The sequence below is a fragment of the Agrobacterium sp. 22094 genome (genome assembly GCF_052046015.1).
GTDB classification, from domain to species: Bacteria; Pseudomonadota; Alphaproteobacteria; order Rhizobiales; family Rhizobiaceae; genus Agrobacterium; species Agrobacterium cavarae.
Map to the genome: position 1 here is coordinate 90550 of NZ_JBQEPX010000003.1, position 13200 is coordinate 103749.

11 protein-coding genes are annotated in these 13200 nt (G+C 58.9%); 8 read left to right on the forward strand and 3 right to left on the reverse strand.

The genetic code is table 11. The features are described from left to right. Nucleotides 1–16 precede the first annotated feature (16 nt). Nucleotides 17–1135, reverse strand: a complete 1119-nt coding sequence (locus tag ACTJK5_RS15285; RefSeq protein ID WP_113179862.1) for a mandelate racemase/muconate lactonizing enzyme family protein — start codon at nucleotides 1133–1135, stop codon at nucleotides 17–19. A gap of 54 nt (nucleotides 1136–1189) precedes the next feature. After that, a complete protein-coding gene (locus tag ACTJK5_RS15290; RefSeq protein ID WP_440598825.1) occupies nucleotides 1190–2191 on the reverse strand; it encodes a GntR family transcriptional regulator in 1002 nt (333 codons plus the stop codon). A gap of 124 nt (nucleotides 2192–2315) precedes the next feature. Here ACTJK5_RS15290 and ACTJK5_RS15295 point away from each other — a divergent pair, with 124 nt between their 5' ends. The 8 genes from ACTJK5_RS15295 to ACTJK5_RS15330 all read left to right on the forward strand — a co-directional run bounded on the left by ACTJK5_RS15295 (nucleotide 2316) and on the right by ACTJK5_RS15330 (nucleotide 11091). After that, entirely contained in the window at nucleotides 2316–3383 is a 1068-nt protein-coding gene (locus ACTJK5_RS15295; protein WP_440598826.1) for an Ldh family oxidoreductase, read from the forward strand. A 116-nt stretch (nucleotides 3384–3499) separates the two neighbouring features. Next, nucleotides 3500–4198 carry a FadR/GntR family transcriptional regulator gene (locus ACTJK5_RS15300; protein WP_440598827.1) on the forward strand — a complete coding sequence of 233 codons (699 nt, stop codon included), beginning with the start codon at nucleotides 3500–3502 and terminating at the stop codon, nucleotides 4196–4198. A 76-nt stretch (nucleotides 4199–4274) separates the two neighbouring features. Then, nucleotides 4275–5249: a sialic acid TRAP transporter substrate-binding protein SiaP gene (locus tag ACTJK5_RS15305; RefSeq protein ID WP_440598828.1), complete on the forward strand. Its 975-nt coding sequence runs from the start codon at nucleotides 4275–4277 to the stop codon at nucleotides 5247–5249. 112 nt (nucleotides 5250–5361) lie between these two features. Beyond that, nucleotides 5362–5937, forward strand: coding sequence for a TRAP transporter small permease (locus ACTJK5_RS15310; RefSeq protein WP_440598829.1), 576 nt, complete (start codon nucleotides 5362–5364; stop codon nucleotides 5935–5937). Nucleotide 5938: 1 nt separating this feature from the next. Next, entirely contained in the window at nucleotides 5939–7345 is a 1407-nt protein-coding gene (locus ACTJK5_RS15315) for a TRAP transporter large permease (protein WP_440612816.1), read from the forward strand. Between the two features lie 72 nt (nucleotides 7346–7417). Then, the gene (locus ACTJK5_RS15320) at nucleotides 7418–8467 is read left to right on the forward strand and encodes an L-idonate 5-dehydrogenase (RefSeq protein ID WP_440612817.1); all 1050 of its coding nucleotides are present in this window, start codon (nucleotides 7418–7420) and stop codon (nucleotides 8465–8467) included. 18 nt (nucleotides 8468–8485) lie between these two features. Further along, nucleotides 8486–9682, forward strand: coding sequence for a mannonate dehydratase (gene uxuA / locus ACTJK5_RS15325; RefSeq protein WP_440598831.1), 1197 nt, complete (start codon nucleotides 8486–8488; stop codon nucleotides 9680–9682). Then, nucleotides 9682–11091: a mannitol dehydrogenase family protein gene (locus ACTJK5_RS15330; protein WP_440598978.1), complete on the forward strand. Its 1410-nt coding sequence runs from the start codon at nucleotides 9682–9684 to the stop codon at nucleotides 11089–11091. The genes uxuA and ACTJK5_RS15330 overlap by 1 nt, the downstream gene beginning before the upstream one ends. A gap of 71 nt (nucleotides 11092–11162) precedes the next feature. Here ACTJK5_RS15330 and ACTJK5_RS15335 read toward each other — a convergent pair whose 3' ends face one another. Further along, nucleotides 11163–13049: an MFS transporter gene (locus ACTJK5_RS15335; protein WP_440598832.1), complete on the reverse strand. Its 1887-nt coding sequence runs from the start codon at nucleotides 13047–13049 to the stop codon at nucleotides 11163–11165. Nucleotides 13050–13200: the final 151 nt, after the last annotated feature.

The following is a 13200-nucleotide window of genomic DNA, read 5'->3' on the forward strand; positions in this document are numbered from 1 at the left end:
ACGCGCCAACGTCGCTTCAGCCTATGCTTTTGCCAAAACGGGCAAAGCTTTTTTCCAGCACGGTCGTGCCAGCGCCGGGGCGTTGCGGCCGCTTGTAGACGCCGCCCTGAACATCTGCCGGCTCCTCGAAGTGATCCTTGATCCAGGGAATGTATTCGAGGATCGTCGAGGCCGGGTGCCAGTAGCTCAAGTGGACATGGACCTGGCTCATCTCGCCTGCATGCGGCACGACGGGCAGGCGATGCGCCAGGGCCAGATCCGCCACCTGAATATATTCGGTAATGCCGCCAAGCCGGGTCACATCCGGCTGAACATAGGCGACCGCGCCCGCTGATATGAAGGAGCGGAAGGCATCGACCGTGTAGAGCTGTTCACCGAGCGCGATCGGAATTGCCGTGTTGCGGGCGAGTGCTGCGTGGCTGCCGACATCGTCATACCAGAGCGGTTCTTCAAACCAGTAGATATCCAGATCCCGTGCGAGCGCGCAGAAACGCTGGCAGGTCGGCAGATCCCATTTGCCATTTCCGTCGATGGCGATGCGCACCGACCCGCCAAGACGCTCGCGAACCGCCGTCAGCCGATCGATATCGACATTCGGATCGTCGTGACCGACCTTGATCTTTAGCCGGGTAAAGCCATCCTGATCGACGGCTCTTGCCGACCCCTCGATCAGAGCGTCCTTCGTGAATGAGAGCCAACCGATATCGGTATTGTAAGCCTCAAGCTTGTCAGTGCGGGCTCCGCCGAGATAGCTCCACAGCGGAAGGCCCGCCTTCTTCGCCTTCAAGTCCCAGAGCGCGACGTCGACCGCGGCAAGTGCCAGATGGGTGATGCCTGCACGGCCGACCCATTGCAGCGATGGATAGCGGGCAAGCTTGGTCCAGAGCCGCGAATGGTCATTGGCATCTTCGCCAATCAGAAGAGGCGCATAGCAATCGCGAATGCAGGCAGTGATCAGCCGGTCCGAGGCGAGATGTGCATGCGTGCCGGTAAAGCCGTAACCCTCCAGCCCATCCGTTGTGACGATCTTCGTGCCGACGACGCCCCAATGGGTGATGGAATGGGTCGAGTCCGAAATGGAATCGGACGTGAGCGGCAGATGAAGAATGAAGGGATGGATAGATGCAATTTTCATGACGGATAACCCTCCTCCGGTTATCGGGTGGTATGTCTTGTAAAATTCTGCTGCTCAGCCGCCTTCCATCTTCTCGAGATAAGGCAGCTCGTCAGGCGAAATGACCTCCGCAACGGCTTTGATGCGCATCATCGCGCGGCTTCTGGAGATTTGCAGGTGGCGTGTCAGCCCGGCTTTCGCCCCTTGGATATCGCCTGCCAGAAGGCTGTCGAAAATCGCCAGGTGTTCCGGCAGGAAGGGCTCGGTGTCGAAAAGCCCCATTGTCCAGTGATAGAGAAAATGGTGGGCGACGAGCAGCGCCTGCGGCAGGCTGATGGCACGCATCAGCGAGGCGTTTTCGCAGTAGCCGAGCAGCTCGACATGCAACTGTTGTTCAAGCGCATCGAGCATTTCGCCGTCGATCTTGTCGATCGAGTGGATGGCGTCCGCAACGTTTTTGCGCAAGGAGAGCAGCAGCCCGTCCGGAAAATTGGCGGCCGCCTTTTCCAGCGCGACGGGCTCGAGAATCCAGCGTAGCTCATAGAGTTCGTCGATATGCTTGGCCGTGAGCGCCGGTGCATACCATCGCCCGCTCTCGTCCTTGTGAACGATACCGCGCTGCTGCAGACGCGCGACGACATCACGCGCCACGGTTCTGCTGACGCCATAATGCTTGGCCAGCATCGCCTCGTTTATTCGCCAATCTGCGAGCGATGTGCGCGAGACGATCTCGATCTCGATATTGTCGTAGATGAGTTCCCAACTGGATCTCGGCTGCATGCGCATAGTGTCGGTCGTGGGGACCGAACTCTCATCGGTTGTGCGTATCTTTGGCACCGATTTGCTTTTTGCCACGACATCATAGCCGCGGCTCTCGGCCTTGCGCACTAGATGAAGACGCTCCAGTTCAGCCAGCGCCTGGCGTGCGGGTGCGCGGCTGATGCCGAAGCGATTGGCCACCATGGTCTCGGTCAGCCTCGTACCGTGAACGATGACGCCATTGGCGATGTCCGCAGCCAGAAGATCGCAGGCTCTACGGTACAGGCGGGGCGCGATTCCGGTCGTGGCGCTCTTCATCGTTCTCCTCTCTCGCTCTCGGTCTGGTTGCTGACCAGCAATCGTTTTTAGCGCTACAGGGATTGCACGGCCAAAAAACAATGTCTAGTGTATGCATAAGACATTTTGAGAAGGAGAAGCCGGGATGCTGCGAGACGAAGTGCGCGCCCATGTCCCGTTGACATTGCTGGACCGGTTCTGCCGCGCGGTCTTCGCCGCTTGCGGTGCTGATGCCCCAACAGCGGATGCGGCGACGCGTGCCATGATGCATGGAACACGCTATGGCGTGGACAGCCACGGCGTTCGTCTGCTCGACCATTATGTGACCGCTATGCAGGGTGGACGCATCAACCGCACACCCCGCCTTCGCAAGGTGGCTGGGCTGGGCGCTGTCGAGACGTTGGATGCGGATGATGCGCACGGGGCGCTGGCTGCCTATACGGCGATGACCCACGCCACCGAGCTTGCGACGCAGTTCGGCATCGGGGCCGTTGCCATTCGCAACACCTCACACTTTGGTCCCGCCGGCGCCTATTCGCTTGAGGCAGCCAAGCGAGGGTTTATCGGCATCACCTTCTGCAACTCCGATAGCTTCGTGCGTTTGCACGACGGCGCGCAGCGTTTTCACGGCACAAATCCGATTGCGGTTGGTGTTCCGTCCGCTGGAGACAACCCGTGGCTTCTCGATATGGCGACGAGCTCCATCCCCTATAACCGTGTGCTGCTCTATCGGAGCCTTGGTCAGCCATTGCCCAATGCGACCGCGTCTGACGAAGGCGGCCATGACACCAAGGATCCGCATGCTGCGGCCATGCTTGCGCCGCTTGGTGGCGAGTTCGGCTTCAAGGGCGCAGCACTTGGCGGTTTGGCGGAAATCTTCAGCGCGGTGTTGACCGGTATGAAGCTCAGCTTCGACATCGCATCCATGGGTGGCCCGGATTTTTCCACGCCACGCGGCATGGGTGCCTTCGTTCTTGCGCTGAAGCCCGAGGCATTTCTGGAGAAAAGCGTCTTCGAGGGAGCGATGACGCGTTATCTGGACTCGTTGCGAAACTCACCGGCACGTGAGGGCGCGCGGGTGATGGCGCCAGGGGACCGCGAGTGGGAAGTCGCGGCCGAAAGGGAGCGTCAAGGTGTCGTCCTGGACCCGGCGACGCGGCAGTCATTCGCAGATCTGGCAAATCGATTGGGTATTACGCAGCCATTTGCCTGATGTAACGGGGTCGGAAGCGAGATCCACGTTTACCAATTGACTTCATCGGCGAAACAGCCTTAATGGAGATGATTGGTAAGACCACTTTACCAGATGCCGCAGCGGGAGGGGATATCATGTTTGTGGCGCTTGAGCCGCGTCGCCTCCACAGGCAGGTGGCGGATCAGATCAGGACGTTGATAGAGGCAGGAGAAATCGCGGACGGAGCCAAGCTTCCGGCAGAACGCGATCTTGCCGAACGCTTTGCCGTATCAAGGCCGACCGTTCGCGAAGCGTTGATCGTGCTGGAAGTTGAAGGCTACATCCAGATCCGCATGGGCTCAGGGGTCTATGTAAGCCAACGTCCGAAAGCGCACTCGATCTTGCCTGCGGACGACAGCGACGGGCCTTTCGAAATTCTCCAGGCGCGCAGCATCATTGAAGGTGGCATTGCTGAAGAGGCGGCAAAGCGCGCCAATGCCTCGCATGTCGCTCTGCTGGATGGGAATTTGAAGCGGATGGAAGATGCCATCGGCGACGCGGTGAAGATGCTGGTTCACGACCGGGCGTTTCATCTGGCGATCGCCGACATCATCGGCAATGTCACACTCCATCGCTTCACCGGACATATCTTCGACCGCCGCATGACGCCTTACTTCGAGCGTCTTGCCAGCCATTTCGAAGGGCCGCGGACCTGGCGCCTGGCGCTTGAGGAGCATGTGGTGATCCGTGATGCAATTGCCGCAAACGATCCGGAGGCGGCGAAAGCTGCCATGCAGCGACATCTCAGCCAGTCGCAAAAGAGATTTTCTCAAAGCTTCGGAGAGGAGGCTTGAGGGGAGGTAAGGTGCTGCCGCGTTCGGCGCGGCGGTAGAGAAGCAACATCTGACACTATTTCGGGAGGAGACAGAAATGACGTTCAGATTGAGAAGCCTGCTGGGTGCCACAGCCATCATCATGGCCTCTGCGCTGTCTGCGCAGGCGCAAACCGTGCTCAAATGGGCCCATGTTTACGAGACCACAGAACCGTTCCACACGGAATCGGTATGGGCGGCGAAGGAGATCGAGAAGCGCACGGAGGGTCGCTACAAGATCGACGTGTTCCCGGCATCCCAGCTCGGCAAGGAAGCCGATATCAACCAGGGCCTGAAACTCGGCACGGTCGATATCATCATTTCCGGTTCGAGCTTTGCAGCGCGCGATTCCAAGCCAATTGGCGTCACCTACTTCCCTTACATCTTCCGCAATCCGGAGCACCTGATCGCCTACACCAAGAGCGATGTCTTCAAGCGTCTTGCCAAGGGTTACGAGGACAAGACCGGCAACGTCATCACGGCGGTCAGCTATTACGGTACGCGTCACACGACATCGAACAAGCCGATCGAAAAGTGCAGTGACTTGAACGGCGTGAAGATGCGCGTTCCGGATGTGCCGGCCTATCTTGCCATGCCGCGCGCCTGCGGCGCCAACACCACGCCAATCGCTTTTGCCGAAGTCTACCTCGCGCTGCAAAACGGCACGGTCGACGCGCAGGAAAATCCGCTGACGACCATCGAAGCAAAGAAGTTCTTCGAAGTGCAGAAGAACATCGTTCTGACCGGCCATATCGTCGACCATCTCAATACGGTGATCTCCAAGTCGCGCTGGGCGAGCCTGTCTGACGAAGACAAGAAAATCTTCGTCGACGTGATGCAGGAGGCTGCCACCAAGACGACGAAGATCATCGAAGAGCGTGAAGTGGCGCTCGTGGACGACTTCAAGAAGCGTGGCCTGACGGTGACGGAAGTCGACAAGGCCGACTTCGAAAAGAACGTGCTCGACAAGGTGAAGTTCGAAGACTTCGGATACAACAAGACCGATTGGGAAGCGATCCGCGCCATCCAGTAAATTGCGCCTGGCGCGGAGCTCGTCTCCGCGCCACCCTTCTCGTTTTCAGCACCGGCAGGTGAGCGCATCTCGAAACTGCTGCTCGCGCCGATGCTCCAACCGGAACAATTCAATGACGCAGGAAATCCATACTCAGGTTACGCCCGAGGAGCTTGCCCATACTTTTGACGAGGCACCGCCCGATACCGACCTTTCCGTTTATGCCTTCGAAGACTGGCTGACGCTCGCCCTGTTCTGGATGATGACGGGATGCGTCTTCCTCCAGTTCTTCACCCGTTACGTTCTCAATGACAGCTATGCCTGGACCGAAGAAATCGCCGTCAACTGCCTGATCGGGGTCGTCTTCCTTGGCTCGGTCATGTGCGTGCGCATGTCGCGCCATATCCAGGTCGATGTTCTCTATCACTACCTTCCACCGCATCTGACACGCATCATGGCGATCGCGGTCGATATCATCCGCATCGGTTTTTTCGCCTACGGCTCATGGCTGATGTGGCGTTATCTGGAGATCGTTGCGGATGAGGAAATGGTCACCGTGGCGCTGCCACGTAATATCGTTTTCTACACTGTCTTCGGCGCCTTCGTGCTGATGTTCCTGCGCGCGATCCAGGTCTTCGTGGCCAATCAGCGTCGCGGCTATTCGGTTCTCGAGCGACCGGAAGAATTCCAGTCGAGCGAGGAGATTTGAGATGCTGCTGCTGATCGGTTCTTTCCTCCTTCTGATGGTCGTCGGCCTGCCGGTGGCTATCTCCATGGCGACGTCGTCGCTGCTCTACATCGTCTTCTATAATGTCGCGCCGGATATCATCGCGGCGCAACGCATGATCGCGGGCGTTGAAAGCTTTCCGCTTCTCGCGGTCCCGTTCTTCATCCTGGCCGGAAACCTGATGAACTCTGCCGGCGTGACGGGGCGCATCTACTCCTTCGCCGTGGCCCTCGTCGGCTGGATGAAGGGTGGCCTGGCACAGGTCAACATCATCGGCTCGGTGATCTTCTCCGGCATGTCCGGCACGGCCCTGGCAGATGCTGCCGGCATCGGCACTATCGAAATCAAGGCGATGAAGGATCACGGCTATCCGGTGGAAGCCGCTGTCGGCGTCACCGCCGCTTCGGCAACGCTTGGGCCCATCTTCCCGCCTTCCTTGCCCTTCGTCATTTACGGGATGATGGCCAACGTTTCCATCGGGGCGTTGTTCATGGCGGGCATCGTGCCCGGTGTCGTCATGACGTTGTTGATGATGATCACTGTTGCGGTCTTCGCCTATGTCAAGCAATGGGGTTCAGACACGCCCTTCAGCCTGCGCACCATCTTCGGTGCCTCGCTGGAAGTCTTCATCGTCATGCTCGTTCCCGCCGGCATCTATGTGTTGACGCTATTTGGCATGTCGCTGAACCTCTCCATCCTGATCGTGCTGGCCGTGCTGATCTTCTGCGACTGGTACTTCGACTTCTCCGCCGTGATGGCGCTGATGACGCCGGTCATTCTCATCGGCGGCATGACGATGGGCTGGTTCACGCCGACGGAAGCGGCGGTCGCGGCCGTGCTCTGGTCGCTCTTCCTCGGTCTTGTTCGTTATCGCACGATGACGTTCAAGACGCTGGCGAAGGCGACCTTCGACACGATCGAAACCACGGCATCGGTTCTATTCATCGTGGCGGCGGCTTCGGTCTTTGCATGGCTCCTGACTGTCAGCCAGGCGGCCCAACTGCTCTCGGCAGCGATCCTGACGCTGACCGACAGCAAATGGATCTTCCTCCTGCTGGTCAACCTGTTAATGCTGTTCGTCGGTTGCTTCCTTGACACGATTGCGGCCATCACCATTCTCGTGCCGATCCTGTTGCCGCTGGTCTTGCAGTTCCATATCGATCCGGTGCATTTCGGTCTGATCATGACGTTGAACCTGATGATCGGTCTCCTGCATCCGCCACTCGGCATGGTGCTCTTCGTTCTGTCCCGTGTGGCGAAGCTTTCGGTGGAGCGCACGACGATTGCCATTCTGCCCTGGCTCGTTCCGCTCTTCGTGGCGCTGATCCTGATCACCTTCATTCCGGCAATCACGCTGTGGCTACCAACGGAAATGGGTCTGATCCGATAGGGTATGAAATCGGTCCGCGCGGTTTAGGCTCGCGCGGACCTCCTCTGTCACGACAAGGAAAGTCGACTGGAAATGCTGACACGCGTGGCGCGTCTTTACGGCAAAAGAGACCTCAAGGTCGAAACGCAGGAATATTCCGCACCGGGGGAGGGCGAAGTCCTTCTGCGCATGGCATCCGGAGGCATCTGCGGATCGGACCTGCATTATTATCAGGATGGCGGTTTTGGGCCTGTACAGGTGCGCGAGCCGATCATTTCCGGCCATGAAGCCTCAGGCTATGTCGAGCAACTCGGCGCGGGTGTCAGCGGTCTTGCGATCGGTGCGCTGGTAGCCGTCAATCCATCGCAGCCCTGTGGCCAATGCGCTTATTGCCTCAAGGGACAACCCATCCATTGCCTCGACATGCGTTTCATGGGAAGCGCCATGCGACTGCCGCATGAGCAGGGCATGTTCCGCGACCATCTGGTCGTACCTGCGAAGCAATGTTTTGCCCTCGCCGAGGGCGTGAGCGCACATGAGGCCGCCTGTGCCGAACCGCTGGCTGTTTGCCTGCATGCCGTTGCGCAAGCGGGCGATCTTTCCGGCAAAAACGTCCTCGTCACCGGAGCGGGGCCGATCGGGCTTCTGACCGTTGCCGCCGCAAGACACGCAGGTGCGGCCGAAATCATCGTGACCGACCTTACAGACGCTGCCATCGCCCGCGCACCGGCCATGGGGGCGACAGGAACAATCAACGTTGCCGGTAACCCGGAGGCGCTAGCGCCTTATCAGGAAAACAAGGGCAGTTTCGACGTGGTATTCGATTGCTCGGCCGCCGCGCCTGCGCTTCGATCCGCCTTTAGTGCTATCAGGCCGCGCGGCACCCTTGTGCAGGTGGGAGTGACGGGAGACATTACCATTCCGCTCAACCTTCTGGTGGGTAAGGAAATCAACTGGCGCGGGTCGCAACGTTTCGACGCAGAGTTCGGTGAGGCCGTCTCGCTGATTTCGTCCCGCGCCATCGATGTGCGGCCGATCATTTCGCATCATTTTCCGCTTGAACAGGCTGTTGCGGCCTTCGAGCAGGCCGGTGACCGCCAGGTGGCCTGCAAGGTGCAGATCACCTTCAGCGACCAGAATTAAAATTCAGAGGATAGGATCATGAGACATACATGGCGCTGGTTCGGACCAGTGGACAGAGTGACGGTTCAGGACGCCGCACAGGCCGGTGCTGTCGGCATCGTCAGCGCGTTGCATCACATTCCAACCGGCGATGCCTGGCCTGTGGAGGAAATCCAGAAGCGTCATGCGGAGATCAAGGCCGGCGGGCTTTATTGGGATGTGGTGGAAAGCGTCTGGATGTCGGAAGACATCAAGACCCAGACGGGCAACTGGAAGCAGCACATCACCAACTGGCAGGAAACGCTTCGCCGGCTCTCAGCGAGCGGTATCCGCACCGTCTGCTACAATTTTATGCCGGTGCTCGATTGGACGCGAACCGATCTCAGATGGGAAACCCGCCACGGGGCGAGAGCAATGCGCTTCGACCTGACCGATTTTGCCGCTTTCGATATTCATATTCTCAAGCGCCCGAACGCTGCTGCCGATTATCCCGATTGGCTGGTGGACGAGGCGGCACGCCGCTTTGCCGATATGCCGGACGCGAAGATTGCCGCACTTGGCAGGAACATCGGCGCTGGCCTTCCCGGCTCCGCCGATGGCTACACGCTCGACCAGCTTCTGGAGAAGTTGCGCAGCTATCATGGTATCGATCGGGCAAGGCTGCAGCAGAATCTCATCGATTTTCTCTCCGAGGTCGTACCGGTGGCCGAAGAGGTCGGCATCAATCTCTGCGCCCATGGCGACGACCCGCCGTGGCCGTTGCTCGGTCTGCCGCGCATTCTCTCGACGGAAGAAGATTACGCACATATGCTCAAAGCGGTCGATAGCCGCGCGAACGGCGTGACCCTTTGCACCGGATCTCTTGGTGCGCGACAGGATAACGACCTGCCTTTCATCGCCAAGCGCTTTGCCGATCGCATCCACTTCGTTCACCTGCGCAACGTCACCCGCGACACCGATACCGTGCCGTGCTCCTTCTTTGAGGACGAGCATCTGGAAGGTGGAACGGATATGGTTGCGGTGATTGCTGCCCTTCTCGCAGAAGAGAAGCGCCGCCTGGATGCCGGTCTTTCCGATCATCAAATACCCATGCGACCGGATCACGGACAGGAAATCCTGGATGATGTGACCCGCGGCGCCCAGCCCGGTTATCCGGCTATCGGCCGGCTGAAGGGTCTCGCGGAACTTCGCGGTATCGAACGTACCCTTTCTCATCCCAACTATGGAATCATTTGATTATGAGCAGATTGTCTTCTTCAACCCTATTGCCTGACGTCATTGCACAGCCTTCCTATGACCGCGCGAATTTGCAGCCCGGCATCATCCACATGGGGCTCGGCGCTTTCCACCGCGCCCATCAGGCCGTCTATACGCAGCGGGCTTTGTCGGAACAGTTCGGCGGCTGGGGCATCGTTGCGGTCAATCTACGGTCCCCTGATCCGGTGGAAGCGCTTGCCGAGCAGGATGGTCTCTACTCGATCATCGTTCGTAACGCAGAGGGCGACACGGCGGAAGTCATCGGCGCCACGGTTGATTGGCTTTGCGCTGCAGAACGCGGCACGGATGTGCTCGACTATCTTGCCAACGAAACCATCAAGATCGTCACACTGACTGTCAGCGAGAAGGCCTATGGTCTTGACCCCGTCACGGGTGGTCTGGATTTGAAGCATCCTTCCGTCGCGGCCGATCTCGCCAATCCTCACGCGCCGGTCGGTGCGGTCGGTTTCCTCGTTGAGGGTCTTGCGAAGCGTCGTGAGAAGGGGATCGCTCCTTATACCGTTCTCTGCTGCGACAACCTGCCCTCCAACGGTCACGTGGTTCGTCGCCTTGTCCTCGACATGGCGGAACGTCGCGATCCCGAACTGGCGCGCTGGATTGCCGAAAATGGTGCATTCCCGTGCAGCATGGTCGACCGTATCGTTCCAGCGGCAACGGCCGAGAGCCGCGCAAGGGCGGAAGCACTTCTTGGCGTTGAAGACACGCTGTCGATCGAGACAGAGCCTTTCATGCAGTGGGTCATCGAAGAGAATTTCGTCTCTGGTCGACCCGCTTGGGAAGCGGGCGGTGTTGTCTTCGCCAAGGCCGTCGAACCCTATGAGAAGATGAAGCTGCGTCTGCTCAACGGACCGCACACGATGATTGCCCATCTTGGCATCATAAATGACCTGGAGTTCGTGCGCGACGTGATGGCTGTGCCGGAATTCGTCGAGAAGGTCAGGCGGCACATGCAGGCAGCGGTCAAGACACTCGATCCGGTGCCGGGCATTGACCTGCCTGCCTATATGGATGAGCTCGTCGAGCGCTTTGCCAATCCGACGATTGCGCACAAGAATATTCAGATTGCCATGGACACCAGCCAGAAGCTGCCGCAGCGTGTTCTGGCGGCAACCGTGGAAACGCTGGAGGCGGGCCAAGATGCTGCGGAGTTTGCCTATGTGATCGCGCTCTGGATCGCCTCGATCCACAAGCGCGGAAATCTCGACGATCCACGTCGCGAGGAAATCCTTGTCGCCGCGGGCAATGTCGATCCGAGCGACCCGTCGGCGTCCTTATTCGCTATCGACGGACTTTTCCCGCCAGCACTCGTTCAGAACCGCCCCTGGCGCGATCGCGTCAATGCCGAATTGCAGGGCCTGAAGGCCTAAGCTTCCCATTCTCGAGCAACAAAAAACCCGGCGATCGTCTCGCCGGGTTTTCTTTTGGATCTGAGGGGTCCTCAATCCATCTTGTGGATGTCGCGGTCCTTCGTTTCCGGCAGGAAGAGCAGGCCGATCACAAGCGTGATGCCGGCAAAGACGATCGGGTACCAGAGGCCGTAGTAGATATCACCCTTGGCAGCGCTCATCGCAAACGCCGTTGCAGGAAGCAAACCGCCGAACCAGCCGTTACCGATGTGGTAGGGCAGGGACATGCCGGAGTAGCGGATGCGGGTCGGGAAGAGCTCGACCAGAAGCGCTGCGATCGGGCCGTAGACCATCGTCACATAGATGACGAGAACGGTCAGAACCGCGATGATGACCACCCAGTTCACGGCTGCCGGATCGGCAACCATGCTAAAGGCACCGCCGCCCGGAACCGTATAGACGGCCATCTCGGTTGCGCCACTGGCTTCCGCCGGTGTCAGAAGCTTGTCGGTGACAAGCTTGTCAACCGGCACGGTTTTGGAAGGCGTTGCCCGGATGGCATCGGCGTTGAGCGCCAGTTCAGGGTTTGCAGCAACAAAAGCGTCGAGCTTTGCGGCTGGAACCTGAGCGGCGCCACGAACCAGCGGATAACCGCCGTCATGCAGGGCAATGTTGATCTGCTTCTGGAAAGTGCGATCCTTGGCGGCTGCGTCTGCACCTGCTGCCACAGCGTCGTAGCTGTTTACGGTGGTGTTGCCGATCTTGACGGTGGCGGGTTGTCCCGCAGGACCTTCCACCACATCATAAGGAACGGAGTTGCGGGTCAGGAACGAGGTTGCGATATCGCAGGATGTCGTGAACTTTGCCGTGCCTGTTGGGTTGAACTGGAACTTGCAGTCCCCGGGGGCAGCCGTCACTGTTGCCCGAACGGTCGCTTGGGCCTCAGCAAGGGCTGGGTTGCCCGCCCATGTCAGCGCTTTAAACAGCGGGAAGTAGGTCAGCATCGCCAGAACGAGGCCAGCCATGATGATGGGCTTGCGGCCGACCTTATCGGAGAGCCAACCGAAGAGAACGAAGAAGCCGGTGCCGAGCAGAAGAGCGCAGGCGACCATGATGTTTGCTGACTGGCCATCCACCTTCAGAATGCTCTGGAGGAAGAAGAGGGCGTAGAACTGGCCCGTGTACCAGACGACTGCCTGACCGACGACCGCACCGAGAAGTGCGATGATGGCGATCTTGGCGTTTTTCCATTGACCGAAGGCTTCGCTGAGCGGGGCCTTGGAGGTCTTGCCCTCCTCCTTCATCTTCTTAAAGGCAGGGGATTCATTCATTTTCAGGCGGATCCAGACCGATACGCCGAGCAGAATGACGGAGAGCAGGAATGGAATGCGCCAGCCCCAGGCTGCGAAAGCTTCCTTGCCGAGGCTGAACTGCACGCCGAGAATGACGACCAGCGACAGGAAGAGTCCGAGTGTCGCGGTGGTTTGGATCCACGAGGTGTAATAGCCGCGACGGCCGTTCGGCGCGTGCTCTGCCACATAGGTCGCAGCACCGCCGTACTCACCGCCGAGTGCCAGACCTTGAAGCATGCGCAGCAGAATGAGGATGATAGGCGCTGCAATACCGATCTGTGCGGCACCTGGCAGAATACCGACCACAAAGGTCGAGAAGCCCATGATCAGAATGGTGATGAGGAAGGTGTATTTACGTCCGACGATATCGCCGAGACGGCCGAAGACCAGAGCGCCGAAGGGACGAACGAGGAAGCCCGCCGCAAAGGCCAGCAGCGCGAAGATGTTGCGCGTCGTTTCCGGATACTGGCTGAAGAAGTTCGCGCCGATATAGATGGCAAGCGAACCATAGAGATAGAAGTCGTACCACTCAAAAACCGTACCGAGAGAAGAGGCGAAAATGACCTTCTTCTCCTCCCCCGTCATGGGGCGGGCCTTTTCCACGCCCGTCGCTGCTATATTTGCCATTGGCTGTCCTCCACAGAAATCAAGAAGACGCATCGCAACAGCTCGACTCCCCTCGAACTGGCCCTTCCGGGCGCGATGCACCTGATTCCAAAGTGACAGAATTTTAACGAAAGGAAGAGCGATGCTTTTGGCTTATGACTTTAGTCTAATA

Bases quoted from the DNA above. Each gene is read 5' to 3' on its own strand.
- ACTJK5_RS15305 (WP_440598828.1), top strand. From the start codon at position 4,275: ATGACGTTCAGATTGAGAAGCCTGCTGGGTGCCACAGCCATCATCATG.
- ACTJK5_RS15310 (WP_440598829.1), top strand. From the start codon at position 5,362: ATGACGCAGGAAATCCATACTCAGGTTACGCCCGAGGAGCTTGCCCAT.
- ACTJK5_RS15300 (WP_440598827.1), top strand. From the start codon at position 3,500: ATGTTTGTGGCGCTTGAGCCGCGTCGCCTCCACAGGCAGGTGGCGGAT.
- ACTJK5_RS15320 (WP_440612817.1), top strand. From the start codon at position 7,418: ATGCTGACACGCGTGGCGCGTCTTTACGGCAAAAGAGACCTCAAGGTC.
- ACTJK5_RS15295 (WP_440598826.1), top strand. From the start codon at position 2,316: ATGCTGCGAGACGAAGTGCGCGCCCATGTCCCGTTGACATTGCTGGAC.
- uxuA (WP_440598831.1), top strand. From the start codon at position 8,486: ATGAGACATACATGGCGCTGGTTCGGACCAGTGGACAGAGTGACGGTT.
- ACTJK5_RS15315 (WP_440612816.1), top strand. From the start codon at position 5,939: ATGCTGCTGCTGATCGGTTCTTTCCTCCTTCTGATGGTCGTCGGCCTG.
- ACTJK5_RS15335 (WP_440598832.1), bottom strand. From the start codon at position 13,049: ATGGCAAATATAGCAGCGACGGGCGTGGAAAAGGCCCGCCCCATGACG.
- ACTJK5_RS15285 (WP_113179862.1), bottom strand. From the start codon at position 1,135: ATGAAAATTGCATCTATCCATCCCTTCATTCTTCATCTGCCGCTCACG.
- ACTJK5_RS15290 (WP_440598825.1), bottom strand. From the start codon at position 2,191: ATGAAGAGCGCCACGACCGGAATCGCGCCCCGCCTGTACCGTAGAGCC.